23 protein-coding genes and 1 tRNA gene are annotated in these 26,710 nt (G+C 48.1%); 16 read left to right on the top strand and 8 right to left on the bottom strand.

What is annotated here, in order from left to right; translation table 11 throughout:
- Positions 1 to 8 precede the first annotated feature (8 nt).
- Positions 9 to 1,037 (top strand): EF-P beta-lysylation protein EpmB, encoded by a 1,029-nt coding sequence (gene epmB, locus D9736_RS13355; RefSeq protein WP_130258493.1) that lies wholly within the window; start codon positions 9 to 11, stop codon positions 1,035 to 1,037.
- 393 nt (positions 1,038 to 1,430) lie between these two features.
- Positions 1,431 to 2,300 (top strand): YjeJ family protein, encoded by an 870-nt coding sequence (locus D9736_RS13350; protein WP_130258492.1) that lies wholly within the window; start codon positions 1,431 to 1,433, stop codon positions 2,298 to 2,300.
- Between the two features lie 202 nt (positions 2,301 to 2,502).
- On the opposite strand, the gene D9736_RS13345 is transcribed toward D9736_RS13350, so the two are convergent.
- The 3 genes from D9736_RS13345 to D9736_RS13335 all read right to left on the bottom strand — a co-directional run bounded on the left by D9736_RS13345 (position 2,503) and on the right by D9736_RS13335 (position 4,977).
- The gene (locus tag D9736_RS13345; protein ID WP_000558209.1) at positions 2,503 to 2,856 is read right to left on the bottom strand and encodes a DUF4156 domain-containing protein; all 354 of its coding nucleotides are present in this window, start codon (positions 2,854 to 2,856) and stop codon (positions 2,503 to 2,505) included.
- Positions 2,857 to 2,993: 137 nt separating this feature from the next.
- Positions 2,994 to 4,640: a chaperonin GroEL gene (groL, locus tag D9736_RS13340; protein ID WP_000729132.1), complete on the bottom strand. Its 1,647-nt coding sequence runs from the start codon at positions 4,638 to 4,640 to the stop codon at positions 2,994 to 2,996.
- Between the two features lie 43 nt (positions 4,641 to 4,683).
- The gene (locus D9736_RS13335) at positions 4,684 to 4,977 is read right to left on the bottom strand and encodes a co-chaperone GroES (protein ID WP_001026276.1); all 294 of its coding nucleotides are present in this window, start codon (positions 4,975 to 4,977) and stop codon (positions 4,684 to 4,686) included.
- A gap of 275 nt (positions 4,978 to 5,252) precedes the next feature.
- Between D9736_RS13335 and yjeH the strand changes: the two genes are divergently transcribed.
- Positions 5,253 to 6,509, top strand: coding sequence for an L-methionine/branched-chain amino acid transporter (yjeH, locus tag D9736_RS13330; RefSeq protein WP_130258491.1), 1,257 nt, complete (start codon positions 5,253 to 5,255; stop codon positions 6,507 to 6,509).
- A 15-nt stretch (positions 6,510 to 6,524) separates the two neighbouring features.
- On the opposite strand, the gene D9736_RS13325 is transcribed toward yjeH, so the two are convergent.
- A complete protein-coding gene (locus D9736_RS13325) occupies positions 6,525 to 7,001 on the bottom strand; it encodes an FxsA family protein (RefSeq protein WP_130258490.1) in 477 nt (158 codons plus the stop codon).
- Between the two features lie 336 nt (positions 7,002 to 7,337).
- Here D9736_RS13325 and aspA point away from each other — a divergent pair, with 336 nt between their 5' ends.
- The 11 genes from aspA to lysS all read left to right on the top strand — a co-directional run bounded on the left by aspA (position 7,338) and on the right by lysS (position 22,449).
- Positions 7,338 to 8,774, top strand: a complete 1,437-nt coding sequence (gene aspA, locus D9736_RS13320) for an aspartate ammonia-lyase (protein ID WP_130205949.1) — start codon at positions 7,338 to 7,340, stop codon at positions 8,772 to 8,774.
- 117 nt (positions 8,775 to 8,891) lie between these two features.
- A complete protein-coding gene (gene dcuA, locus D9736_RS13315; RefSeq protein ID WP_130216753.1) occupies positions 8,892 to 10,193 on the top strand; it encodes an anaerobic C4-dicarboxylate transporter DcuA in 1,302 nt (433 codons plus the stop codon).
- 115 nt (positions 10,194 to 10,308) lie between these two features.
- On the top strand, positions 10,309 to 10,647 hold the full coding sequence (gene cutA / locus D9736_RS13310; RefSeq protein WP_064525746.1) for a divalent cation tolerance protein CutA: 339 nt from the start codon (positions 10,309 to 10,311) through the stop codon (positions 10,645 to 10,647).
- On the top strand, positions 10,623 to 12,320 hold the full coding sequence (gene dsbD, locus D9736_RS13305) for a protein-disulfide reductase DsbD (protein WP_130258489.1): 1,698 nt from the start codon (positions 10,623 to 10,625) through the stop codon (positions 12,318 to 12,320). The genes cutA and dsbD overlap by 25 nt, the downstream gene beginning before the upstream one ends.
- A 35-nt stretch (positions 12,321 to 12,355) precedes the next feature.
- On the top strand, positions 12,356 to 12,931 hold the full coding sequence (locus tag D9736_RS13300; protein WP_130258488.1) for a transcriptional regulator: 576 nt from the start codon (positions 12,356 to 12,358) through the stop codon (positions 12,929 to 12,931).
- A 106-nt stretch (positions 12,932 to 13,037) separates the two neighbouring features.
- Positions 13,038 to 13,113 (top strand) — tRNA-Phe (locus D9736_RS13295).
- 602 nt (positions 13,114 to 13,715) lie between these two features.
- The gene (cadC, locus tag D9736_RS13290) at positions 13,716 to 15,254 is read left to right on the top strand and encodes a lysine decarboxylation/transport transcriptional activator CadC (RefSeq protein WP_130221790.1); all 1,539 of its coding nucleotides are present in this window, start codon (positions 13,716 to 13,718) and stop codon (positions 15,252 to 15,254) included.
- A 362-nt stretch (positions 15,255 to 15,616) separates the two neighbouring features.
- The gene (gene cadB / locus D9736_RS13285) at positions 15,617 to 16,951 is read left to right on the top strand and encodes a cadaverine/lysine antiporter (protein WP_130216759.1); all 1,335 of its coding nucleotides are present in this window, start codon (positions 15,617 to 15,619) and stop codon (positions 16,949 to 16,951) included.
- Positions 16,952 to 17,030: 79 nt separating this feature from the next.
- Complete coding sequence (cadA, locus tag D9736_RS13280) at positions 17,031 to 19,178, top strand: lysine decarboxylase CadA (protein WP_130216761.1); 2,148 nt, start codon at positions 17,031 to 17,033, stop codon at positions 19,176 to 19,178.
- A gap of 58 nt (positions 19,179 to 19,236) precedes the next feature.
- Positions 19,237 to 20,694: a dipeptide/tripeptide permease DtpC gene (dtpC, locus tag D9736_RS13275; protein ID WP_130258487.1), complete on the top strand. Its 1,458-nt coding sequence runs from the start codon at positions 19,237 to 19,239 to the stop codon at positions 20,692 to 20,694.
- 237 nt (positions 20,695 to 20,931) lie between these two features.
- Positions 20,932 to 22,449 (top strand): lysine--tRNA ligase, encoded by a 1,518-nt coding sequence (gene lysS, locus D9736_RS13270; protein ID WP_130216763.1) that lies wholly within the window; start codon positions 20,932 to 20,934, stop codon positions 22,447 to 22,449.
- A gap of 118 nt (positions 22,450 to 22,567) precedes the next feature.
- Here the strand turns inward: lysS and ghoT are convergent, their stop codons facing one another.
- The 4 genes from ghoT to yjdI form a co-directional block, all read right to left on the bottom strand.
- Positions 22,568 to 22,741, bottom strand: a complete 174-nt coding sequence (ghoT, locus tag D9736_RS13265; RefSeq protein WP_064525730.1) for a type V toxin-antitoxin system toxin GhoT — start codon at positions 22,739 to 22,741, stop codon at positions 22,568 to 22,570.
- A 27-nt stretch (positions 22,742 to 22,768) separates the two neighbouring features.
- Positions 22,769 to 23,065, bottom strand: a complete 297-nt coding sequence (gene ghoS / locus D9736_RS13260) for a type V toxin-antitoxin system endoribonuclease antitoxin GhoS (protein ID WP_130205929.1) — start codon at positions 23,063 to 23,065, stop codon at positions 22,769 to 22,771.
- 217 nt (positions 23,066 to 23,282) lie between these two features.
- Positions 23,283 to 23,555: a GNAT family N-acetyltransferase gene (locus D9736_RS13255; RefSeq protein WP_000405647.1), complete on the bottom strand. Its 273-nt coding sequence runs from the start codon at positions 23,553 to 23,555 to the stop codon at positions 23,283 to 23,285.
- 11 nt (positions 23,556 to 23,566) lie between these two features.
- Positions 23,567 to 23,797: a 4Fe-4S mono-cluster protein YjdI gene (gene yjdI, locus D9736_RS13250; protein WP_130216765.1), complete on the bottom strand. Its 231-nt coding sequence runs from the start codon at positions 23,795 to 23,797 to the stop codon at positions 23,567 to 23,569.
- Between the two features lie 179 nt (positions 23,798 to 23,976).
- Between yjdI and D9736_RS13245 the strand changes: the two genes are divergently transcribed.
- Both D9736_RS13245 and dcuR read left to right on the top strand, forming a co-directional pair.
- Complete coding sequence (locus D9736_RS13245) at positions 23,977 to 25,608, top strand: sensor histidine kinase (protein WP_130258486.1); 1,632 nt, start codon at positions 23,977 to 23,979, stop codon at positions 25,606 to 25,608.
- Positions 25,605 to 26,324, top strand: coding sequence for a two-component system response regulator DcuR (dcuR, locus tag D9736_RS13240; protein WP_130205923.1), 720 nt, complete (start codon positions 25,605 to 25,607; stop codon positions 26,322 to 26,324). Before D9736_RS13245 ends, dcuR begins: the two co-directional genes overlap by 4 nt.
- The last annotated feature ends 386 nt before the right edge of the window (positions 26,325 to 26,710 follow it).

Below are 26,710 nucleotides of genomic sequence, written 5' to 3'. Positions count from 1 at the left end.
GCCACAAAATGGCGCATATTGTAACCCTAAATACCCCATCCAGAGAAGATTGGTTAGCGCAACTTGCCGATGTTGTGACCGATCCTGATGAACTTCTGCGTCTTTTGAATATAGACGCGGACGAAAAACTGTTGGCCGGACGCAGCGCCAAAAAGCTGTTTGCCCTGCGCGTGCCCCGCTCATTTATCGATCGCATGGAGAAAGGCAATCCAGACGATCCACTTTTGCGTCAGGTACTTACCTCGCAAGATGAGTTTGTCGTCGCGCCCGGATTCTCCACCGACCCGTTGGAAGAACAGCACAGCGTAGTGCCTGGTTTGTTGCATAAATACCACAACCGGGCTCTATTGCTGGTCAAAGGCGGCTGCGCGGTAAATTGCCGCTATTGCTTCCGTCGCCACTTCCCGTATGCCGAAAATCAGGGCAACAAGCGAAACTGGAAGACGGCACTTGAGTATGTTGCTGCGCATCCGGAACTGGACGAGATTATTTTCTCCGGCGGCGATCCGCTGATGGCGAAAGATCACGAACTGGACTGGTTGTTAACGCAACTGGAAGCCATCCCACATATCAAACGTCTGCGGATTCACAGCCGTCTGCCGATTGTGATCCCGGCACGCATCACCGAGGCGCTGGTTGAACGCTTTGCTCGTTCTACGCTGCAAATCTTGCTGGTGAATCACATCAACCATGCCAATGAGGTAGATGAAACGTTCCGTCAGGCGATGGCTAAATTGCGCCATGTCGGCGTCACCCTGCTTAACCAAAGCGTTCTGTTACGTGGCGTGAACGATAACGCGCAAACGCTGGCAAATCTGAGTAATGCACTGTTTGACGCCGGTGTGATGCCCTATTACCTGCATGTGCTCGATAAAGTGCAGGGCGCGGCACATTTCATGGTGAGCGATGATGAAGCGCGGCAGATTATGCGTGAGTTGCTGACGTTAGTATCGGGATATCTGGTGCCAAAACTGGCGCGCGAGATTGGTGGCGAACCCAGCAAAACGCCGCTGGATCTCCAGCTACGCCAGCAGTAACTGATTAAACAGGGAAGTTAAACATTAAAATTGCCTGATGCGCTACGCTTATCAGGCCTACATCGTGCATTGAAATTGAATGAATTTTCAATGAACTGTAGGCCGGATAAGGCGTTTACGCCGCATCCGGTAAGAGCAACAAACGCAGTACAGCGACCTGTCATTTTACAGGGAAGTTTAATCTTTGCCCGTTGCATAACCTTTAATTATTCATATACATTGCTATTTTTACTCTTTATATAGCCAACACCAATAATTAACCTTTCTTTTCTGTTTATATAGAGTGAGCACGGCTATTTATGTTATTTTAACAACTATTACTACCAAGCCCATTTATCTGGCTTATAAATTAAAATTAATTATTTAATTGAGAAATGGTTAGGGAGAACCTACATGGCCATAAGCATCAAGGGTGTTAATACCGGTGTTATTCGCAAGAGTAATAATTTCATTGCACTGGCGCTGAAAATTAAAGAGCCTCGCAATAAAGAATCGTTGTTCTTTATGTCTGTCATGGAACTGCGAGATCTGTTGATTGCGCTGGAAAGTCGTCTGCATCAAAAGCATAAACTGGATGCTGATGCACGCCTTCAGTATGAGCAAGCTCGCGATAAAGTCATTAAGAAAATGGCAGAAAACATCCCGGAAATTCTGGTTGATGAGCTTAAAAATGCCGATATTAATCGCCGGGTTAACACGCTGGAACTTACCGATAATCAGGGCGAAAATCTTAATTTCGCATTAACGCTACATGATGGCAGCAAATGCGAATTAGTGGTCAATGAGTTGCAGATTGAAATGCTGGCGCGAGCAATCATTCATGCAATTAATAATGCAGAAATGCGTGAACTGGCGTTACGTATTACATCGTTGTTAGATTTCCTGCCGTTATATGATGTCGACTGCCAGGATGATGGTAATCTGGAATATGACACCTATTCCCAACCAGAATGGAAACATAATCTGTTTAGTCATTATCTGGCCGTACTTTATCGCTTTAAAGATGAAGGTGGCAAAGAGCAATTTAGCGGTGCAGTAGTGAAAACGCGTGAAGCAACACCGGGTAAAGAAGTGGAGGCTATCACTCGCCGGATGCTTGATTTCAGTCCTCGACTGAAAAAGCTCGCTGGAGTGCCGTGTCAGGTCTACGTTCGTACTGTGGCAGCCAATAACGCCCAACCACTAACCCAGGATCAATGCCTGCGCGCACTGCATCACCTACGCGTTCAATCCATCAGCAAAACTGCACCACAGGCGAAATAATCTCATCTTTGCTAATGCGAGGCTGGAGCCATCCAGCCTGAAATGACTGATAACGTGATCGTTGATCATGCTGGATGCGGCGTAAACGCCTTATCCGGCCTACAAATTCTCAAGCATTCAATCAGTTGCAATGCCTGATGTAGGCCTGATAAGCGAAGCGCATCAGGCAATTATACGTTTGTCACCCAGCCTCTGGATCCCATCAGTTCGGGCACTTATATACCTGACCGATAATCTGGCTGTCAGTCGGGACAAAGCTGGACAACATGCCCTGCGACGGGCTGCTGATACCATAAATCACGTTACCGCCCATTGCTGCCGCCTGGTTGCGCAGATCGTTTGCCGCACCACGCATAGAACCGCCCTCTTCACCGTGTTGTCCGGAAAGCCAGTTACTTTGCTTACCAGTAGCAGTACCAATCAGCTGGCACTCTGCACCTGGTTGCTCGTCCACGATGCGAACGCTCTGTCCGGCAGCGCTCAATTCGTTGCTGGAGCTACAACCCGCCATCAGTAGCGCGGCACCGACAATCCCTGCTAAGTATTTTACGTGCATGTTATTCCCCATAATCAATGAGCTGGACGCAACTCGCGTCGTCCGTGTCTGAATCTTATACTAGAAAGATGACCAAAAGAAAAACCCCCAGACATTTCTGCCCGGGGGTTTCTTTATTTCTGCGAGGTGCAGGGCAATTACATCATGCCGCCCATGCCACCCATACCGCCCATACCGCCAGCAGCGCCTAAGTCAGCTGCATCGTTTTTCGGCAGGTCGGTAACCATGCACTCGGTGGTGATCATCAGGCCAGCCACAGAAGCTGCGTACTGCAGAGCAGAACGAGTTACTTTGGTTGGATCCAGGATCCCCATGTCGATCATGTTGCCGTATTCTTCGGTTGCTGCGTTGTAGCCGTAGTTGCCGTCGCCAGCTTTAACGGTGTTAGCAACAACAGACGGTTCTTCACCGCAGTTCAGTACGATCTGACGCAGCGGAGCTTCCATTGCACGCAGTGCAACTTTGATACCCACGTTCTGCTCTTCGTTCTGACCACGCAGGTCAGCCAGTTTAGACGCTACGCGGATCAGCGCAACACCACCACCAGCAACCACGCCTTCTTCTACCGCAGCACGGGTCGCGTGCAGGGCGTCTTCAACGCGTGCTTTTTTCTCTTTCATTTCAACTTCGGTAGCAGCACCAACTTTGATAACTGCAACGCCGCCTGCCAGTTTCGCTACGCGCTCCTGCAGTTTTTCACGGTCGTAGTCAGAAGTTGCTTCTTCAATCTGCTGACGGATCTGAGCAACACGGCCCTGAATTGCCGCTTCTTCACCCACGCCATCGATGATGGTGGTGGTGTCTTTGTTGATCACAACACGTTTAGCCTGACCCAGGTCTTCCAGGGTTGCTTTTTCCAGCTCCATACCAATCTCTTCAGAGATTACGGTACCGCCAGTCAGGGTTGCGATATCCTGCAGCATAGCTTTACGGCGATCGCCGAAGCCCGGAGCTTTAACCGCAGCGACTTTCACAATGCCACGCATGGTGTTAACAACCAGAGTTGCCAGCGCTTCGCCTTCAACATCTTCAGCGATGATCAGCAGCGGTTTGCCTGCTTTTGCAACGGCTTCCAGAACCGGCAGCATTTCGCGGATGTTGGAGATTTTCTTGTCAGCCAGCAGGATGAACGGGCTTTCCAGTTCTACTGCGCCAGTTTCCGGCTTGTTGATGAAGTAAGGAGACAGGTAGCCACGGTCGAACTGCATACCTTCAACCACGTCCAGTTCGTCCTGAAGACCAGTACCGTCTTCAACGGTGATAACACCTTCTTTACCGACTTTGTCCATCGCTTCAGCGATCAGTTTACCTACGGTTTCGTCGGAGTTAGCGGAGATAGTACCAACCTGAGCAATCGCTTTAGAGTCGGAGCACGGTACGGACAGCGCTTTCAGTTCTTCAACTGCAGCAGTAACGGCTTTGTCGATACCACGTTTCAGGTCCATCGGGTTCATGCCCGCAGCAACAGCTTTCAGACCTTCAGTGATGATAGCCTGAGCCAGTACGGTTGCGGTGGTGGTACCGTCGCCTGCAGTGTCGTTCGCTTTAGAGGCAACTTCTTTCACCATCTGCGCACCCATGTTTTCGAACTTGTCTTCCAGTTCGATTTCACGAGCAACGGAAACACCATCTTTGGTGATGGTCGGTGCACCGAAAGATTTATCCAGAACTACGTTACGGCCTTTCGGACCGAGGGTAACTTTCACTGCATCTGCCAGTACGTTTACGCCGCGCAGCATTTTCACACGAGCGTCGTTACCGAATTTTACGTCTTTAGCTGCCATTATCTTTATTCCTTAAATTCGTATGTTCAGTGTCGTGCGCGGATTACGCTTCAACAATTGCCAGAATGTCGCTTTCGGACATGATCAACACTTCTTCATTGTCGATCTTCTCAGACTTCACACCGTAGCCATCATTGAAAATTACGATGTCGCCAACTTTCACGTCCAGCGGCTTCACTTCGCCATTTTCAAGGATACGGCCATTGCCAACAGCCAGCACTTCGCCACGGGTAGATTTAGCCGCTGCAGAGCCGGTCAGAACGATGCCGCCAGCAGATTTAGTTTCAACTTCTTTACGCTTGACGATCACGCGATCATGCAATGGACGAATATTCATTGATAACTCTCCTTTGAGAAAGTCCGTATCTGTTATGGGTGACGCCGGACCTTACGTGGTTTCCCGGCTGGTGACCAGTGAAATGGGGATGGGCTTCTCCCCCTTCAAGGGGGCAAATGAAAAAAAATTCTGATCAGTACAAAATCAGGTAAAAATCCTGATTCACATCACATTTCATCGCAATTTCTCCATCGCCGCCATACGCGAATCTGATTGTGCTACCATCGAGATCCTGCGCAGTTGCCCAAAATTTGGGCACAATTGGACATTAACCCATGAGTGGACTCAAACAAGAACTGGGACTGGCCCAGGGGATCGGCCTGTTATCAACCTCATTATTAGGCACGGGCGTGTTTGCCGTTCCCGCATTAGCCGCCCTGCTAGCGGGCAATACCAGCCTGTGGGCCTGGCCCGTTTTGATTATCTTAGTGTTCCCGATTGCAATCGTCTTTGCGCTGCTGGGACGCCACTATCCCAGTGCGGGCGGCGTCGCGCACTTCGTTGGCATAGCGTTTGGCTCGCGGCTTGAGCGAGTCACTGGCTGGCTATTTTTATCGGTCATTCCCGTAGGCCTGCCCGCTGCACTACAAATTGCCGCCGGCTTTGGCCAGGCAATGTTTGGCTGGCATAGTTGGCAACTGTTGTTAGCAGAACTTGGTACGCTGGCGCTGGTGTGGTACATCGGCACTCGCGGAGCCAGTTCCAGTGCCAATCTACAAACGGTGATTGCCGGGCTTATCGTCGCGCTGATTGTCGCTATCTGGTGGGCGGGCGATATCAAACCTGCGAATATCCCCTTCCCGGCACCTGGTAATATCGAACTTTCCGGGTTGTTTGCTGCGTTATCGGTGATGTTCTGGTGTTTTGTCGGTCTGGAGGCATTTGCCCATCTCGCCTCGGAATTTAAAAATCCAGAGCGTGATTTTCCCCGCGCTCTGATGATTGGTCTGTTGCTGGCAGGATTAGTCTATTGGAGCTGTACGGTGGTGGTATTACGCTTCGACGCCTATGGTGAAAAAATGGCGGCGGCAGCATCGCTTCCAAAAATTGTGGTGCAGCTGTTCGGTGTAGGAGCATTGTGGATTGCCTGCGTGATTGGCTATCTGGCCTGCTTTGCCAGTCTCAACATTTATATACAGAGCTTCGCCCGATTAGTCTGGTCGCAGGCGCAACACAATCCTGACCACTGCCTGGCACGCCTCTCTTCTCGTCATATCCCGACTAATGCCCTTAATGCCGTACTCGGCTGTTGCGTGGTGAGCACGTTGGCGATCCATATGTTAGAGATCAATCTGGACGCACTTATCATCTATGCCAATGGCATCTTTATTATGATTTACCTGTTATGCATGCTGGCAGGCTGTAAATTATTGCAAGGACGTTATCGACTACTGGCGGTAATTGGCGGGCTGTTATGTGTTCTGTTACTGGCGATGGTCGGCTGGAAAAGTTTATATGCCCTGATCATGCTGGCGGGGTTATGGCTATTTCTGCCAAAACGAAAAACGCCGGAAAATGGCATAACCACATAATCCGGCGTTTCGTCATTAATCCTGGCGATCGTCTTTATGATCAAGGCGGTCGCGGTCATCATCCTTACGCTGATACTCACCATCAAAAGTATTACCGCCACCGGTTCCGGCACTAAAACCACCGCCCGGCATACGGGAAAAGCGCAAATGCGGCATCAGCTTCACCGTCAGGTGCTTTTGCACTGGCGGTAATAAAAGTAGAAGACCGAGGAAATCGGTGAAAAAGCCCGGTAATAAAAGCAGCAAACCGGCAATGATCAACGAAACACTTTTAATCATTTCCGCCGCTGGGTTTTCTCCCGCCGCCATTTTTTGTTGCATCAGCACAAAATTCTTAAAGCCCTGATTACGTACCAGTGACATACCAATAATTGAGGTGAATATAACCAGCACGAGGGTCAGCAATACTCCCAGGACATGAGCAACCTGAATAAAGATTGAAATCTCAATATAGACATAAAGGAAAACGGCAATAAAAGGTAACCAGCGCAAAGGTTTCTCCTGTAATAGCAACCAGTTAAATCCGGTCGCCTGAATGGGTTGCGAATCGCGTTCAGCTTATATTGTGGTCATTAGCAAAATTTCAAGATGTTTGCGCAACTATTTTTGGTAGTAATCCCAAAGCGGTGATCTATTTCACAAATTAATAATTAAGGGGTAAAAACCGACACTTAAAGTGATCCAGATTACGGTAGAAATCCACAAGCAGCATATGATCCCAGGTATTCGGTCGATGCAGGGGATAATCGTCGGTCGAAAAACATTCGAAACCACATATATTCTGTGTGTTTACAGCAAATCATTGGCAGCTTGAAAAAGAAGGTTCACATGTCAAACAACATTCGTATCGAAGAAGATCTGTTGGGTACCAGGGAAGTTCCAGCTGATGCCTACTATGGTGTTCACACTCTGAGAGCGATTGAAAACTTCTATATCAGCAACAACAAAATCAGCGATATTCCTGAATTTGTTCGCGGTATGGTAATGGTTAAAAAAGCCGCAGCTATGGCAAACAAAGAGCTGCAAACCATTCCTAAAAGTGTAGCGAATGCAATCATTGCCGCATGTGATGAAGTCCTGAACAACGGAAAATGCATGGATCAGTTCCCGGTAGACGTCTACCAGGGCGGCGCAGGTACTTCCGTAAACATGAACACCAACGAAGTGCTGGCCAATATCGGTCTGGAACTGATGGGTCACCAGAAAGGTGAATATCAGTACCTGAACCCGAACGACCACGTTAACAAATGTCAGTCCACTAACGACGCCTACCCGACCGGTTTCCGCATCGCGGTTTACTCTTCTCTGATTAAACTGGTAGATGCTATTAACCAACTGCGTGAAGGCTTTGAACGTAAAGCTGTCGAATTCCAGGACATCCTGAAAATGGGTCGTACCCAGCTGCAGGACGCAGTACCGATGACCCTCGGTCAGGAATTCCGCGCTTTCAGCATCCTGCTGAAAGAAGAAGTGAAAAACATCGAACGTACCGCTGAACTGCTGCTGGAAGTTAACCTCGGCGCAACTGCAATCGGTACTGGCCTGAACACGCCGAAAGAGTACTCTCCGCTGGCAGTGAAAAAACTGGCTGAAGTCACTGGCTTCCCATGCGTACCTGCTGAAGACCTGATCGAAGCGACCTCTGACTGCGGCGCTTACGTTATGGTGCATGGCGCGCTGAAACGCATGGCTGTGAAGATGTCCAAAATCTGTAACGACCTGCGCTTGCTCTCTTCTGGCCCACGTGCCGGCCTGAACGAGATCAACCTGCCGGAACTGCAGGCGGGCTCTTCCATTATGCCAGCTAAAGTAAACCCAGTTGTTCCGGAAGTGGTTAACCAGGTTTGCTTCAAAGTCATCGGTAACGACATCACTGTTACCATGGCAGCAGAAGCGGGTCAGCTGCAGCTGAACGTTATGGAGCCGGTCATTGGCCAGGCCATGTTTGAATCCGTTCACATTCTGACCAACGCTTGCTACAACCTGCTGGAAAAATGCGTTAACGGCATCACTGCTAACAAAGAAGTGTGCGAAGGTTACGTTTACAACTCTATCGGTATCGTCACTTACCTGAACCCATTCATCGGCCACCACAACGGTGACATCGTGGGTAAAATCTGTGCCGAAACTGGCAAGAGCGTACGTGAAGTCGTTCTGGAGCGCGGTCTGTTGACTGAAGCAGAACTAGACGATATTTTCTCCGTACAGAACCTGATGCATCCGGCTTACAAAGCAAAACGCTATACTGATGAAAGCGAACAGTAATCGTACAGGGTAGTACAAATAAAAAAGGCACGTCAGACGACGTGCCTTTTTTCTTGTGAGTAGTAACTTAAAAACAACAACCTGATATCAACTTGTTAAAAAACAAGGAAGGCTAATATGCTAGTTGTAGAACTCATCATCGTTTTGCTGGCGATCTTCTTGGGCGCCAGATTAGGGGGAATTGGTATTGGTTTTGCAGGTGGATTGGGGGTGCTGGTTCTTGCCGCTATCGGCGTCAAGCCTGGTAACATCCCATTCGATGTCATTTCCATTATCATGGCGGTTATCGCTGCTATTTCTGCTATGCAGGTTGCTGGCGGTCTGGACTATCTGGTTCACCAGACAGAAAAGCTGCTGCGCCGTAACCCGAAATACATCACGATCCTTGCACCGATCGTAACCTATTTCCTGACCATCTTTGCTGGTACCGGCAACATCTCTCTGGCAACACTGCCAGTTATCGCTGAAGTTGCGAAGGAACAAGGCGTTAAACCTTGCCGTCCGCTGTCTACTGCAGTGGTATCCGCGCAGATTGCGATCACCGCATCACCAATCTCTGCGGCGGTGGTTTACATGTCTTCCGTGATGGAAGGTCATGGCATCAGCTACCTGCATCTGCTCTCTGTGGTCATCCCGTCTACCCTGCTGGCAGTTCTGGTGATGTCCTTCCTGGTAACCATGCTTTTCAACTCAAAACTGTCTGACGATCCGATTTATCGCAAGCGTCTGGAAGAAGGTCTGGTTGAACTGCGCGGTGAGAAGCAGATTGAAATCAAATCCGGTGCAAAAACGTCCGTCTGGCTGTTCCTGCTGGGCGTAGTTGGCGTGGTTATCTACGCGATTATCAACAGCCCGAGCATGGGCCTGGTTGAAAAACCGCTGATGAACACCACTAACGCTATCCTGATTATCATGTTGAGCGTTGCAACCCTGACCACTGTTCTTTGCAAAGTGGACACCGACAACATCCTCAACTCCAGCACCTTCAAAGCAGGTATGAGCGCCTGTATTTGTATCCTGGGTGTTGCATGGCTGGGCGATACTTTCGTTTCCAACAACATCGACTGGATCAAAGATACCGCTGGTGAAGTCATTCAGGGTCATCCGTGGCTGCTGGCTGTTATCTTCTTCTTTGCTTCTGCTCTGCTGTACTCTCAGGCTGCAACTGCAAAAGCACTGATGCCGATGGCTCTGGCGCTGAACGTTTCTCCACTGACCGCTGTAGCTTCTTTCGCAGCCGTGTCTGGTCTGTTCATTCTGCCGACCTACCCGACGCTGGTTGCTGCGGTACAGATGGATGACACGGGTACCACTCGTATCGGTAAATTCGTCTTCAACCATCCGTTCTTTATCCCAGGTACTCTGGGTGTTGCCCTGGCCGTTTGCTTCGGCTTCTTGCTGGGCAGCGTGATGCTGTAATGACAAATCGCGGGGCGTTCACGCCCCGCTTTCTTTCCCGCCGACTAACATCCTTTCCCCGTCCGTTGTATAGTGACCTCTCTCTTGCGGTTCCATCTGTTCTTGCGAGGTGTTTATGCTTGATGAAAAAAGTTCGAATACCGCGTCCGTCGTGGTGTTGTGCACCGCGCCGGATGAAGCGACGGCCCAGGAATTAGCCGCCAAAGTGTTGGCGGAAAAACTGGCGGCCTGTGCGACCTTGATTCCTGGCGCTACCTCTCTCTATTACTGGGAAGGTAAACTGGAACAGGAATACGAAGTGCAGATGATTTTAAAAACCACCGTATCTCACCAGCAGGCACTGCTGGAATGCCTGAAGTCTCATCATCCGTATCAAACCCCGGAGCTTCTGGTTTTACCTGTTACACACGGAGACACAGATTACCTCTCATGGCTCAACGCATCTTTACGCTGATCCTGCTACTTTGCAGCACTTCCGTTTTTGCCGGATTATTCGACGCGCCGGGACGCTCACAATTTGTCCCCGCGGATCAAGCCTTTGCTTTTGATTTTCAGCAAAACCAACATGAGCTTAATCTGAGCTGGCAGATCAAAGACGGTTACTATCTTTACCGTAAACAGATCCGCATTACGCCGGAACACGCGAAAATTACCGACGTGCAGCTGCCCCAGGGCGTCTGGCATGAAGATGAGTTTTACGGCAAAAGCGAGATTTACCGCGAGCGGCTGACGCTTCCTGTGACCATCAACCAGGCAAGTGCGGGTGCGACATTAACTGTCACCTACCAGGGCTGTGCTGACGCCGGTTTTTGTTATCCGCCAGAAACCAAAACCGTTCCGTTAAGCGAAGTGGTTACTAACAACGCGACGCCACCGTCTGCATCAGTTCCGCAGCAAGAGCAGCCCGTCGCGCAATTGCCCTTTTCCGCGCTTTGGGCGTTGTTGATTGGTATCGGTATCGCCTTCACGCCATGTGTACTGCCGATGTACCCTCTAATTTCCGGTATCGTGCTGGGCGGTAAACAGCGGCTCTCCACTGCCAGAGCATTGTTGCTGACCTTTACTTATGTGCAGGGGATGGCGCTCACCTACACGGCGCTGGGTCTGGTGGTTGCCGCCGCAGGGTTACAGTTCCAGGCAGCGCTACAGCATCCTTACGTGCTTATCGGCCTCGCTATCGTCTTTACCTTGCTGGCGATGTCGATGTTTGGCTTGTTTACCCTGCAACTCCCCTCTTCGCTGCAAACGCGCCTCACGCTAATGAGCAATCGCCAACAAGGTGGCTCGCCCGGCGGTGTGTTTGTTATGGGAGCGATTGCCGGGCTGATCTGTTCACCATGCACCACCGCACCGCTTAGCGCGATTCTGCTGTATATCGCCCAAAGCGGAAACATGTGGCTGGGCGGCGGCACGCTTTATCTCTATGCACTGGGCATGGGCCTGCCGTTGATGCTAATTACCGTCTTTGGTAACCGCCTGCTGCCGAAAAGCGGCCCGTGGATGGAACAGGTCAAAACCGCATTTGGTTTTGTGATCCTCGCGCTGCCGGTCTTCCTGCTGGAGCGAGTGATTGGTGATGTCTGGGGATTACGCTTGTGGTCGGCGCTGGGTGTCGCGTTCTTTGGCTGGGCCTTTATCACCAGCTTACAGGCCAAACGCGGCTGGATGCGTATTGTGCAAATTATCCTGCTGGCGGCAGCATTGGTTAGCGTGCGCCCACTCCAGGATTGGGCATTTGGCGCGACGCATACCGCGCAAACTCAGGCGCATCTCAACTTTACACAAATCAAAACGGTAGATGAGTTAAATCAGGCACTCGCTGAAGCCAAAGGCAAACCGGTGATGTTAGATCTCTATGCCGACTGGTGCGTCGCCTGTAAAGAGTTTGAGAAATACACCTTCAGCGACCCGCAGGTGCAAAAAGCGTTAGCAGACACGGTCTTACTTCAGGCCAACGTCACTGCCAACGACGCACAAGATGTGGCGCTGTTAAAGCATCTAAATGTCCTTGGCCTACCGACAATTCTCTTTTTTGACGGACAAGGCCAGGAGCATCCACAAGCGCGCGTCACGGGCTTTATGGATGCAGAAACCTTCAGCGCACATTTGCGCGATCGCCAACCGTGAACGACACTTCAGTGGGAAAGACGGAGGAAAATAGCGTGCAACGTGAAGATGTACTGGGAGAAGCCCTGAAATTATTAGAATTACAAGGGATTGCCAACACCACGCTGGAGATGGTTGCTGAACGTGTGGATTATCCACTGGACGAGCTGCGCCGCTTCTGGCCAGACAAAGAGGCGATCCTCTACGATGCCCTGCGCTATCTTAGCCAACAGATAGATGTCTGGCGTCGTCAGCTGATGCTGGACGAAACGCAAACCGCCGAACAAAAGCTGCTGGCGCGTTATCAGGCGCTATCGGAGTGCGTTAAAAACAACCGCTACCCGGGCTGTCTGTTTATCGCTGCCTGTACGTTTTATCCCGATCCTGGCCACCCTATTCATCAATTGGCCGATCAGCAAAAAAGCGCGGCCTACGACTTTACCCATGAACTGTTAACCACGCTGGAAGTGGACGATCCGGCGATGGTAGCAAAGCAGCTGGAACTGGTGCTGGAAGGTTGTTTAAGCCGAATGCTGGTGAATCGTAGCCAGGCGGATGTCGATACCGCACATCGGCTGGCGGAAGATATCCTGCGCTTCGCTCGCTGCCGCCAGGGTGGCGCACTGACCTGACAGAAACACAGAAAAGAAGCGATTTGCCGCAATCTTAAGCAGTTGAATCGCTTTTACTGAAATTAGGTTGACGAGATGTGCAGATTACGGTTTAATGCGCCCCGTTGCCCGGATAGCTCAGTCGGTAGAGCAGGGGATTGAAAATCCCCGTGTCCTTGGTTCGATTCCGAGTCCGGGCACCAAATTCATATAAACGGACCTCCACGGAGGTCCGTTTTTCGTTTCAGGACGCCACGATTTAACCGTTCTTCCTCCAAATCACTCCCACCAAACTCAACCAAATTCTCCCCACATCACCAGCATTTTGCGGGTATCCCCCTGTTTGAGAAAATTTGTCCCGGAGCTATGACACTGACTGACGCAAAATGTCGTGCGGCCCCGTGATGCTGTTGAACGTCAAATGACGTCATCAGGAGCGTAACGCATCCATAAACAGAACGCCGACAGATGAGATTTCCTGGATGCGAACAAAGAGAAATGTATCAGTCCGTTTGATCATGCAAAGACTAACAATCCATTAAAATAGTAAGCGTTCCAGGCAATTTTCCGGGGATTATTTTCTGAACGTTTTCTTTGGCAAAGATAATCAATCCTGGTGGTAAGGCAAATTACTTCTGATTCTCATTAAAGTCATTTCGTAAGGCGATGTAATCAAGAGGTTTACGGGTGGTAAAAATAACGTCTCACATTCACCTGTAATATGTAAACGCATCCATCTATAGATGGTAAAAATAGGTTATGGCAATTATCATTGCACCATTCCCTTTTCGAATGAGTTTTTATTATGCAACAACCTGTAGTTCGCGTTGGCGAGTGGCTTGTTACTCCGTCCATAAACCAAATTAGTCGCAATGGGCGTCAACTTACCCTTGAGCCGAGACTAATCGATCTTCTGGTTTTCTTTGCTCAACACAGTGGCGAAGTACTTAGCAGAGATGAACTTATCGATAATGTCTGGAAGAGAAGTATTGTTACCAATCACGTTGTAACGCAGAGTATCTCAGAACTGCGTAAGTCATTAAAAGATAATGATGAAGATAGTCTTGTCTATATCGCTACTGTACCAAAGCGCGGTTATAAATTAATGGTGCCGGTTATCTGGTACAGCGAAGAGGAGGGAGAAGAAATAATGCAATCTTCGCCTCCCCCTATACCAGAGGCGATTCCTGACACAGATTCCCCTTCCCACAGTCTTAACATTCAAAACACCGCAACGCCACCTGAACAATCCCCAGTTAAAAGCAAACGATTCACTACCTTTTGGGTATGGTTTTTTTTCCTGTTGTCGTTAGGTATCTGTGTAGCACTGGTGGCGTTTTCCAGTCTTGAAACGCGTCTTCCTATGAGTAAATCGCGTATTTTGCTCAATCCACGCGATATTGACATTAATATGGTAAATAAGAGTTGTAACAGCTGGACTTCCCCGTATCAGCTCTCTTACGCGATAGGCGTGGGTGATTTGGTGGCGACATCACTTAATACCTTCTCCACTTTTATGGTTCATGACAAAATCAACTACAACATTGATGAACCGAGCAGTTCCGGTAAAACATTATCTATTGCGTTTGTTAATCAGCGCCAATACCGCGCTCAACAGTGCTTTATGTCGGTGAAATTGGTAGATAATGCAGATGGTTCAACCATGCTGGATAAACGTTATGTCATCACTAACGGTAATCAGCTGGCGATTCAAAATGATTTACTGGAGAGTTTGTCAAAAGCGTTAAATCAACCGTGGCCACAACGAATGCAGGAGATGCTCCAACAAATTTTGCCTCATCGTGGTGTGTTATTAACTAATTTTTATCAGGCACATGATTATTTAATGCATGGTGATGATAAATCATTGAACCGTGCCAGTGAGTTATTAGGTGAGATTGTTCAATCATCTCCCGAATTTACCTACGCGAGAGCAGAGAAAGCATTAGTTGATATAGTACGTCATTCTCAGCATCCTTTAGATGAAAAACAATTAGCAGCACTGAACACAGAAATTGATAACATTGCTACACTGCCAGGAATGAATAATCTGGCCATTCTCTATCAAATAAAAGCGGTCAGTGCTCTGACAAAAGGGAAAACAGACGAATCTTATCAGGCGATAAATACTGGCATTGACCTTGAAATGTCCTGGCTAAATTATGTGTTGCTTGGCAAAGTTTATGAGATGAAGGGGATGAACCGAGAAGCTGCTGATGCATATCTCACCGCCTTTAATTTACGCCCAGGAGCAAACACCCTTTACTGGATTGAAAATGGCATATTCCAGACTTCTGTTTCTTATGTTGTTCCTTATCTCGACAAATTTCTCGCGTCAGAATAAACAAATCCTGGATTGATTCATTCGCGGGGATTTTAAGCGTTAAACGCTTGTATATTTATTGACATAACATGTTGCAGCAATTTATTTGCTGCATAACTTTTTATTACATAAATTTAACCAGAAACTTTCTCGTAACTAATTGTAAATATTGAATGTTTATCTTTTCATGATATCAACTTGCGATTCTGATCTGTTGATGAAGAGCTAAAATCCTCACTGACATAAACTTTTGTATTATTTCACCTAATCTTTAGGATTAATCTTTTTTTTTGAGTAGTCTTGTCGCCAGTTTGGTCTGGTCAGTAAATAGTTATACATCATGACCCGGACTCCAAATTCTAAAATGAAATTAGGAGAAGAGCATGAGTTCTGCCAAGAAGATTGGGCTATTTGCCTGTACCGGTGTTGTTGCCGGTAATATGATGGGGAGCGGTATTGCATTATTACCTGCGAACCTTGCAAGTATCGGTGGTATTGCTATCTGGGGTTGGATCATCTCTATTATTGGTGCAATGTCGCTGGCTTATGTATATGCCCGACTGGCAACAAAGAACCCGCAACAAGGTGGCCCAATTGCTTATGCTGGAGAAATTTCCCCTGCATTTGGTTTTCAGACAGGTGTTCTTTATTACCATGCTAACTGGATTGGTAACCTGGCGATTGGTATTACCGCTGTATCTTATCTTTCCACCTTCTTCCCAGTATTAAATGATCCTGTTCCGGCAGGTATCGCCTGTATTGCTATCGTCTGGGTATTTACCTTTGTAAATATGCTCGGCGGTACCTGGGTAAGCCGTTTAACCACTATTGGCCTGGTGCTGGTTCTTATTCCTGTGGTTATGACTGCTATTGTTGGCTGGCATTGGTTTGATGCTGCAACTTATGCAGCTAACTGGAATACTGCGGGTACCACTGATGGTCACGCAATCATTAAAAGTATTCTGCTCTGCCTGTGGGCCTTCGTGGGTGTTGAATCCGCAGCTGTAAGTACTGGTATGGTTAAAAACCCGAAACGTACCGTTCCACTGGCAACCATGCTGGGTACTGGTTTAGCAGGTATTGTTTACATTGCTGCGACTCAGGTGCTTTCCGGTATGTATCCGTCTTCTGTAATGGCAGCTTCCGGTGCTCCGTTTGCAATCAGTGCTTCAACTATCCTCGGTAACTGGGCTGCGCCGCTGGTTTCTGCATTCACCGCCTTTGCGTGCCTGACTTCTCTGGGCTCCTGGATGATGCTGGTAGGCCAGGCAGGTGTACGTGCCGCTAACGACGGTAACTTCCCGAAAATTTATGGTGAAGTCGACAGCAACGGTATTCCGAAAAAAGGTCTGCTGCTGGCTGCAGTGAAAATGACTGCCCTGATGATCCTCATCACTCTGATGAACTCTGCCGGTGGTAAAGCCTCTGACCTGTTCGGTGAACTGACCGGTATCGCAGTACTGCTGACTATGCTGCCGTACTTCTACTCTTGCGTTGACCTGATTCGTTTTGAAGGCGTTAACATCCGCAACTTTGTCAGCCTGATCTGCTCTGTACTGGGTTGCGTGTTCTGCTTCATCGCTCTGATGGGTGCAAGCTCCTTCGAGCTGGCAGGTACCTTCATCGTCAGCCTGATTATCCTGATGTTCTACGCTCGCAAAATGCACGAGCGCCAGAGCCACTCAATGGATAACCACACAGCATCTAACGCACATTAATTAAAAGTATTTTCCGAGGCTCCTCCTTTCATTTTGTCCCATGTGTTGGGAGGGGCCTTTTTTACCTGGAGATATGACTATGAACGTTATTGCAATATTGAATCACATGGGGGTTTATTTTAAAGAAGAACCCATCCGTGAACTTCATCGCGCGCTTGAACGTCTGAACTTCCAGATTGTTTACCCGAACGACCGTGACGACTTATTAAAACTGATCGAAAACAATGCGCGTCTGTGCGGCGTTATTTTTGACTGGGATAAATATAATCTCGAGTTGTGCGAAGAAATTAGCAAAATGAACGAGAACCTGCCGTTGTACGCGTTCGCTAATACATATTCCACACTCGATGTAAGCCTGAACGATCTGCGTTTACAGATTAGCTTCTTTGAATATGCGCTGGGTGCTGCTGATGATATTGCTAACAAGATCAAGCAGACCACTGACGAATATATCAACACTATTCTGCCTCCGCTGACCAAAGCGCTGTTTAAATATGTTCGTGAAGGTAAATATACTTTCTGTACTCCTGGTCACATGGGCGGTACTGCATTCCAGAAAAGCCCGGTAGGTAGCCTGTTCTATGATTTCTTTGGTCCGAACACCATGAAATCTGATATTTCCATTTCAGTATCTGAACTGGGTTCCCTGCTGGATCACAGCGGTCCACACAAAGAAGCAGAACAGTATATCGCTCGCGTCTTTAACGCAGACCGCAGCTACATGGTGACCAACGGTACTTCCACTGCGAACAAAATTGTTGGTATGTACTCTGCTCCGGCAGGCAGCACCATTCTGATTGACCGTAACTGCCACAAATCGCTGACCCATCTGATGATGATGAGCGATGTTACGCCAATCTATTTCCGCCCGACCCGTAACGCTTACGGTATTCTTGGCGGTATCCCACAGAGTGAATTCCAGCACGCTACCATTGCTAAGCGCGTGAAAGAAACACCAAACGCGACCTGGCCGGTACATGCCGTAATTACTAACTCTACCTATGATGGTCTGCTGTACAACACCGACTTCATTAAGAAAACGCTGGATGTGAAATCCATCCACTTTGACTCCGCGTGGGTGCCTTACACCAACTTCTCACCGATTTACGAAGGTAAATGCGGTATGAGCGGTGGCCGTGTCGAAGGGAAAGTGATTTACGAAACCCAGTCCACTCACAAACTGCTGGCGGCGTTCTCTCAGGCTTCCATGATCCACGTTAAAGGTGACGTAAACGAAGAAACCTTTAACGAAGCCTACATGATGCACACCACCACTTCTCCGCACTACGGTATCGTGGCGTCCACTGAAACCGCTGCGGCGATGATGAAAGGTAATGCCGGTAAACGCCTGATCGACGGTTCCATTGAACGTGCGATCAAGTTCCGTAAAGAGATCAAACGTCTGAGAACGGAATCTGATGGCTGGTTCTTTGATGTATGGCAGCCGGATCATATCGATACTACTGAATGCTGGCCGCTGCGTTCTGACAGCACCTGGCACGGCTTCAAAAACATCGATAACGAGCACATGTATCTTGACCCGATCAAAGTCACTCTGCTGACTCCGGGGATGGAAAAAGACGGCACCATGAGCGACTTTGGTATTCCGGCCAGCATCGTGGCGAAATACCTCGACGAACATGGCATCGTTGTTGAGAAGACCGGTCCGTATAACCTGCTGTTCCTGTTCAGCATCGGTATTGATAAGACCAAAGCACTGAGCCTGCTGCGTGCTCTGACTGACTTCAAACGTGCGTTCGACCTGAACCTGCGTGTGAAAAACATGCTGCCGTCTCTGTATCGTGAAGATCCTGAATTCTATGAAAACATGCGTATTCAGGAACTGGCTCAGAATATCCACAAACTGATTGTTCACCACAATCTGCCGGATCTGATGTATCGCGCATTTGAAGTGCTGCCGACTATGGTAATGACTCCGTATGCTGCGTTCCAGAAAGAGCTGCACGGTATGACCGAAGAAGTTTACCTCGACGAAATGGTAGGTCGTATTAACGCCAATATGATCCTTCCGTATCCGCCGGGAGTTCCTCTGGTAATGCCAGGTGAAATGATCACCGAAGAAAGCCGTCCGGTTCTGGAGTTCCTGCAGATGCTGTGTGAAATCGGCGCTCACTATCCGGGCTTTGAAACCGATATTCACGGTGCATACCGTCAGGCTGATGGCCGCTATACCGTTAAGGTATTGAAAGAAGAAGGCAAAAAATAATTAGCTAGTACAAGGGAAGTGGCTTGCCACTTCCCTTTTTTGCTCATAAGGAGAACACATGAAAACACCCTCACAGCCGCGCGCGATATACTATATCGTGGCGATCCAGATCTGGGAGTACTTCAGTTTTTACGGCATGCGTGCCTTACTCATTCTCTATCTCACTCATCAGCTTGGTTTTGATGATAACCATGCCATCAGCCTGTTCAGCGCATACGCTTCTTTGGTTTACGTTACCCCTATTCTCGGCGGCTGGCTTGCCGACCGCCTGCTCGGCAACCGCACTGCGGTGATTGCCGGCGCGCTGTTAATGACCCTTGGCCATGTGGTGCTGGGCATTGATACAAATTCAACCTTTAGCCTGTATCTGGCGCTGGCAATCATTATTTGTGGCTACGGTTTATTCAAATCAAACATCAGCTGTTTGCTTGGCGAGCTCTACGACGAGAACGATCATCGACGTGATGGCGGTTTTTCGCTGCTGTATGCCGCGGGCAATATCGGTTCTATCGCAGCCCCCATCGCCTGCGGCCTGGCTGCTCAGTGGTATGGATGGCATGTTGGCTTTGCCCTTGCGGGTGGCGGCATGTTTATCGGTTTGTTGATTTTCTTAAGCGGTCATCGTCATTTCCAGTCCACGCGTAGTATGGATAAAAAAGCGCTCACTCGCGTGAAGTTTGCCTTACCGATATGGAGCTGGTTAGTGGTGATGCTCTGTTTAGCCCCAGTATTTTTTACCCTGCTGCTGGAGAACGACTGGTCCGGATATTTGCTGGCGATTGTTTGCCTTATTGCTGCACAAATCATTGCCCGCATGATGATCAAATTCCCCGAACACCGCCGTGCTCTTTGGCAAATTGTATTGTTGATGTTTGTCGGGACGTTGTTCTGGGTACTGGCACAACAGGGCGGCAGTACCATCAGCTTGTTTATCGATCGCTTTGTGAATCGTCAGGCATTCAATATTGAAGTACCTACTGCGCTATTCCAGTCAGTGAATGCAATTGCGGTGATGCTCGCTGGAGTTGTACTTGCCTGGCTGGCGTCGCCAGAAAGCCACGGCAACTCAACATTGCGCGTCTGGCTGAAGTTTGCCTTTGGCTTACTGCTGATGGCTTGTGGCTTTATGTTGCTGGCATTTGATGCCCGACATGCAGCGGCTGGCGGTCAAGCGTCAATGGGTGTGATGATATCCGGGCTGGCGCTAATGGGCTTTGCCGAACTCTTTATTGACCCGGTGGCGATTGCACAAATCACGCGTCTGAAAATGTCTGGCGTATTAACCGGTATTTATATGCTGGCAACAGGCGCGGTCGCCAACTGGCTGGCAGGCGTAGTGGCACAACAGACGACAGAGTCGCAAATTAGCGGTATGGCAATTGCAGCTTACCAGCGATTCTTTTCCCAGATGGGAGAGTGGACGTTGGCTTGTGTCGCGATCATCGTGGCATTGGCCTTTGCTACCCGATTTCTGTTTAGCACTCCGACGAATATGATACAGGAAAGCAACGATTAACTTCCGTAAAAACAATTAGTTATGAATCAATTTACTTTCAGTTAATCACACTAGCAAATCCCAGATTAATAAGATATTTAAACCATTTTTATGGTTATTTATTAGTGATATCAACTTGAGGTAAGCGTTGGTTTAGATAAGATGAACTGAGTTACTAATAGTCGAGGCAGATAATACAGTGTACCGATCTGTCTCTTTATCTACGCTAAATTGAAAGCTGGATTAAGAGGAACCAAAATGTCTGAACAAGAAACACAGGGAGCCAATGAGGCTATTGATTTTAACGATGAAATGAGAAATCGTCGCGAAAAACTGGCAGCGCTGCGTCAGCAAGGCGTGGCGTTTCCCAATGATTTTCGCCGCGACCATACTTCTGACCAGTTGCACGAAGAGTTTGATGCGAAGGATAACCAGGAACTGGAATCCTTAAACATTGAAGTCTCGATTGCTGGCCGAATGATGACCCGTCGAATCATGGGGAAAGCCTCCTTTGTAACTTTGCAGGATGTCGGTGGCCGTATTCAACTGTACGTTGCACGAGATAGCCTGCCAGAAGGTGTTTATAACGATCAGTTTAAAAAATGGGACCTGGGTGACATTATCGGTGCCCGCGGTACGCTGTTTAAGACGCAAACTGGTGAGCTTTCCATTCACTGTACTGAGTTACGCCTGCTGACTAAAGCACTACGTCCTTTACCAGATAAATTCCATGGTCTGCAGGATCAGGAAGTCCGTTATCGTCAACGTTATCTGGACCTCATCGCTAACGATAAATCCCGTCAAACGTTTGTTGTCCGTTCAAAAATTCTGGCCGCTATCCGCCAGTTCATGGTCGCACGCGGCTTTATGGAAGTAGAAACCCCGATGATGCAGGTAATTCCAGGTGGGGCATCTGCTCGCCCGTTTATTACCCATCATAATGCTCTGGATTTAGATATGTATCTGCGTATCGCGCCGGAGCTGTATCTGAAACGTCTGGTTGTAGGTGGTTTTGAACGGGTATTCGAAATCAACCGTAACTTCCGTAATGAAGGTATTTCTGTTCGTCATAACCCTGAGTTCACGATGATGGAACTCTACATGGCGTATGCGGATTACCACGATTTGATTGAACTGACAGAGTCACTGTTCCGCACCCTGGCACAAGAGGTACTGGGTACCACTAAAGTCACTTATGGCGAGCATGTGTTTGATTTCGGCAAACCGTTTGAAAAACTCACCATGCGTGAAGCAATCAAAAAATATCGTCCAGAAACCGAGATGGCCGACCTGGATAATTTTGATGCCGCTAAAGCATTAGCTGAATCTATCGGTATTACAGTAGAGAAAAGCTGGGGGCTGGGACGTATTGTCACCGAAATCTTTGATGAAGTTGCAGAAGCACATCTGATTCAGCCAACCTTTATTACTGAGTATCCGGCAGAAGTGTCACCGCTGGCGCGCCGTAATGATGTTAACCCGGAAATCACCGACCGTTTTGAATTCTTCATCGGTGGTCGTGAAATCGGTAATGGTTTTAGCGAATTAAACGACGCAGAAGATCAGGCTGAACGTTTCCAGGAACAGGTTAACGCCAAAGCTGCAGGTGACGACGAAGCGATGTTCTACGACGAAGATTACGTGACTGCGTTGGAATATGGTCTGCCGCCAACCGCAGGTCTGGGAATTGGTATCGACCGAATGATTATGCTGTTTACTAACAGTCATACTATTCGCGACGTTATTCTCTTCCCGGCGATGCGTCCACAGAAATAAGTTTCACTTTAATGAACGAAGCAGCCAGGCGACTGCTTCGTTCGTCGTTCCGCAAATCAAGTTTTGAGGAGAGACGCTTCGTTTCAAGATAACCAGCGGATCCACTCAACCACAGCTCCTAAAAGAGAGAAAAAAGTAATGCCACAGGCAGACTCATTGGCCAGGTTATTCCTACCAGGAATGCACTAAGTAAACGAATATGTGTTTTCTCATGTGAGATAAACCAGATAATGACAAAGGATATGTTCACACCAATCACATAAAAAATTAATATTTTAGAGAATAGTGTCATTTTTTATGTTCTTCTTATCCTTCCTGGCTACTTGTAAAACTGACGGAAATAGTCATCAACTATCATAATGTTGAGGTCAAAATCAATATCTGGCAAGTCTAAGCATTTGATCCTGATTAAATCTTCAATTTCACTTGCGGCTAATGATGTCGTTATTGCGAAAGAATTCTCATTCAATTGTCGTGGTATTCCATATTCATCAGCCACTATAGAGGAGAAGTTCATATCATGCATCAATGATCTTAACCTTAAGAAAACTGAGGAATAAGATGATGGATAATCAAAAGAAACGACATAAGTATTGAACTTTTTTTTACCTTCCATAATAAGACTCCTATCAATATTAAATGCCCTGGGGATGCAAAGTTTATTAACCCCGATTGATGATTCTCATATAGGAGATATTCTTTTTTTTTTGCTCACTAAAGGGGATGACTTGGGACAAGAAAAAGCTCTCTCTGACCATTCTTTGTGCATCCCCCGACCCTTCAGATACTCCCCTGCATCGCATTACGCAGAGCATGAAAAATATCGTTACTCATCAACTGCGAATATCATCATACTCACGCGTTTTATCAAATTCGTGTTTCGCAAATGGGCACAGTGGGATAATTTTTCGTTTTTCCCGGCGCATTTTTTCCACGACTTTCGCAACCAACTGTTTACCAATCCCTTGCCCTTTCAGGCTTTCATCAACATCGGTATGTTCGATAATCGCTAAATTCTCTCCAGTCGGCACAAAGACAATTTCAGCGATTTGCTTACCCTGCTCGTCATTGATGTAAAATTTATTGTGGCCTTCACGTATTTCCATTTTCCCCTCGCTTATTTATGACGGTATTTCAGCGCGCCGCTCGGGCACGTATCAATCACTTTCACTACGGTGGCGACGTCCACTTCATCTGGCATGATCCACGGCTTACGTTTGAGATTAAATAACTTGCCGTTGCCACGTACGCAATTGCCAGAATGCTGACATATTGCAGTGTTGAACCAGACATCGATCTTTTCGCCGGTATAGCAACGATAACCACCGTCCAGTAGATCCTGATCCATGACCTTCCCTCTCTCATCAGTATGGTTTTCGCAATAAGCATAGCCCGGAATCTTCATACAGCACCGGCAGTTTCAGTTTCCAGAGCCTCTTCCCCTATATAGCCAATTATTCTTACTCCCTTTGAATTACCTGCCTCATCAGAGATAATGCTTAAGAAATTTGTCACACAAGGAAGCTGATGAGACATTCATTGCCCTACCGCAAGTTACGCAAACGTCCGATGAAATTGAGTACCACAGTGATCTTAATGGTCAGCGCGGTGCTGTTCTCGGTACTGTTGGTGGTGCACCTGATTTACTTCTCGCAAATCAGTGATATGACGCGTGACGGACTGGCCAACAAGGCGCTGGCGGTGGCGCGTACCCTTGCCGATTCGCCGGAAATCCGTCAGGGCTTGCAGAAAAAACCGCAGGAGAGCGGGATCCAGGCCATCGCGGAAGCCGTGCGCAAACGTAACGATCTGCTGTTTATTGTCGTTACCGATATGCAAAGTCTTCGCTACTCGCATCCTGAAGCCCAACGTATTGGTCAGCCATTTAAAGGTGATGACATCCTTAAAGCGCTGAATGGCGAAGAAAATGTCGCTATCAATCGCGGTTTTCTGGCGCAGGCTTTACGCGTATTTACCCCCATCTATGATGAGAATAATAAACAGATTGGCGTGGTGGCGATCGGCCTTGAGTTAAGCCGCGTGACCCAACAGATCAATGACAGTCGCTGGAGCATTATCTGGTCGGTGTTATTTGGCATGCTGGTCGGCCTCATCGGCACCTGCATTCTGGTTAAGGTGCTGAAAAAAATCCTTTTCGGCCTGGAACCCTACGAAATATCCACACTGTTTGAGCAACGCCAGGCCATGTTGCAGTCTATCAAAGAAGGCGTCGTTGCCGTGGACGATCGCGGCAAAGTCACGCTGATCAACGATGCCGCACAAGAATTGCTGAATTACCGTAAGTCGCAGGACGATGAGAAACTATCGACGCTAAGCCACTCGTGGTCACAGGTAGTAGATGTCTCGGAAGTGTTACGCGACGGTACGCCGCGCCGCGACGAAGAGATTACCGTCAAAGATCGGCTCTTACTGATCAACACCGTTCCGGTGCGCAGTAATGGCGTTATCATCGGTGCCATTTCAACCTTCAGGGATAAAACTGAAGTACGTAAACTGATGCAGCGACTGGATGGTCTGGTCAACTATGCTGACGCACTTCGTGAACGATCCCACGAATTTATGAATAAATTGCACGTGATTCTCGGATTATTGCATCTGAAGAGTTATAAGCAGTTGGAAGATTACATTCTCAAAACAGCCAATAACTATCAGGAAGAGATTGGCTCTCTGTTGGGCAAGATCAAATCGCCGGTTATCGCTGGTTTTTTAATCAGCAAGATTAACCGCGCGACCGATTTAGGCCATACGCTGATTTTAAACAGCGAAAGCCAGTTGCCCGACAGCGGCAGTGAAGACCAGGTCGCGACGCTGATTACCACGTTGGGAAATCTGATAGAAAACGCGCTGGAGGCATTAGGGCCGGAACCCGGAGGCGAAATTAGCGTAACATTGCACTACCGTCACGGCTGGCTGCACTGTGAAGTTAACGATGATGGACCGGGGATCGCACCCGACAAAATCGATCACATTTTTGACAAAGGTGTCTCGACAAAAGGAAGCGAACGAGGCGTCGGTTTAGCTCTTGTCAAACAACAGGTAGAAAATCTCGACGGCAGTATCGCCGTAGAATCGGAACCCGGGATTTTCACACAATTTTTTGTCCAGATACCCTGGGACGGGGAGAAGTCGAGCAAATGATCAATGTATTAATTATCGATGACGACGCAATGGTGGCGGAGCTGAATCGCCGATACGTGGCGCAGATCCCGGGCTTTCAATGCTGCGGAACGGCCTCGACACTGGAAAAAGCCAAAGAGATAATTTTCAACAGCGACACGTCTATTGACCTGATATTGCTCGATATCTATATGCAGAAGGAGAACGGGCTCGATTTACTTCCGGTACTGCATAACGCTCGCTGCAAAAGCGATGTGATAGTCATCTCTTCCGCCGCCGATGCCGCGACGATTAAAGATTCGCTGCATTACGGCGTTGTTGATTACCTGATAAAACCCTTCCAGGCATCACGCTTTGAAGAGGCACTCACCGGCTGGCGACAAAAGAAAATGGCGCTGGAAAAACATCAGTATTATGACCAGGCCGAGCTGGATCAGCTAATCCACGGCAGCAGCGCCAACGAGCAGGATCCTCGTCGCTTGCCAAAAGGCTTAACGCCGCAGACGTTACGCACGCTGTGCCAGTGGATTGACGCGCATCAGGACTATGAGTTTTCAACCGACGAGTTGGCCAACGAGGTGAACATCTCGCGCGTTTCCTGCCGCAAGTACCTGATCTGGCTGGTCAACTGCCACATCTTATTTACCAGCATCCATTATGGCGTCACGGGTCGTCCGGTTTACCGTTACCGTATTCAAGCGGAACATTACTCATTGCTGAAACAATATTGCCAATAACGCACCATTGGTTATCCGCAAGTAACAATTATTGCAGTAATGCAAAAGAGCACTGGCACAAGTTACATCGTCCATCAGTAAAACTTGTGCCAGATCAAATATAATTATCCCCTTCTCATTTCATCGATTTAATATTCTTTAGGATAAATAGTGTTTTTAATTTCAAAACGCTAACAAAAGTTAATTAACTATTATGTCACCCGCATTATGTGTATTTTTACCCATAAATGGGTAGATCAGAATAATCTATAACCGCCATTAGAACAAAAAATATACCAATAAATATCAATAAGATAGTAGGAAACAAACTATTAACATCTGCGCAGCACAAACTATAACCCCATCGCCAGAGAGTATTTTTCTCTGAAAAAGTCGCTTATCACAGT

Origin of the sequence: Escherichia sp. E10V10 (assembly GCF_004211985.1) — a bacterium.
In the GTDB taxonomy this organism is placed as follows: domain Bacteria; phylum Pseudomonadota; class Gammaproteobacteria; order Enterobacterales; family Enterobacteriaceae; genus Escherichia.
Note: the sequence above shows the minus strand (reverse complement) of the source record. Positions and strands in the feature narration are given on the sequence as shown.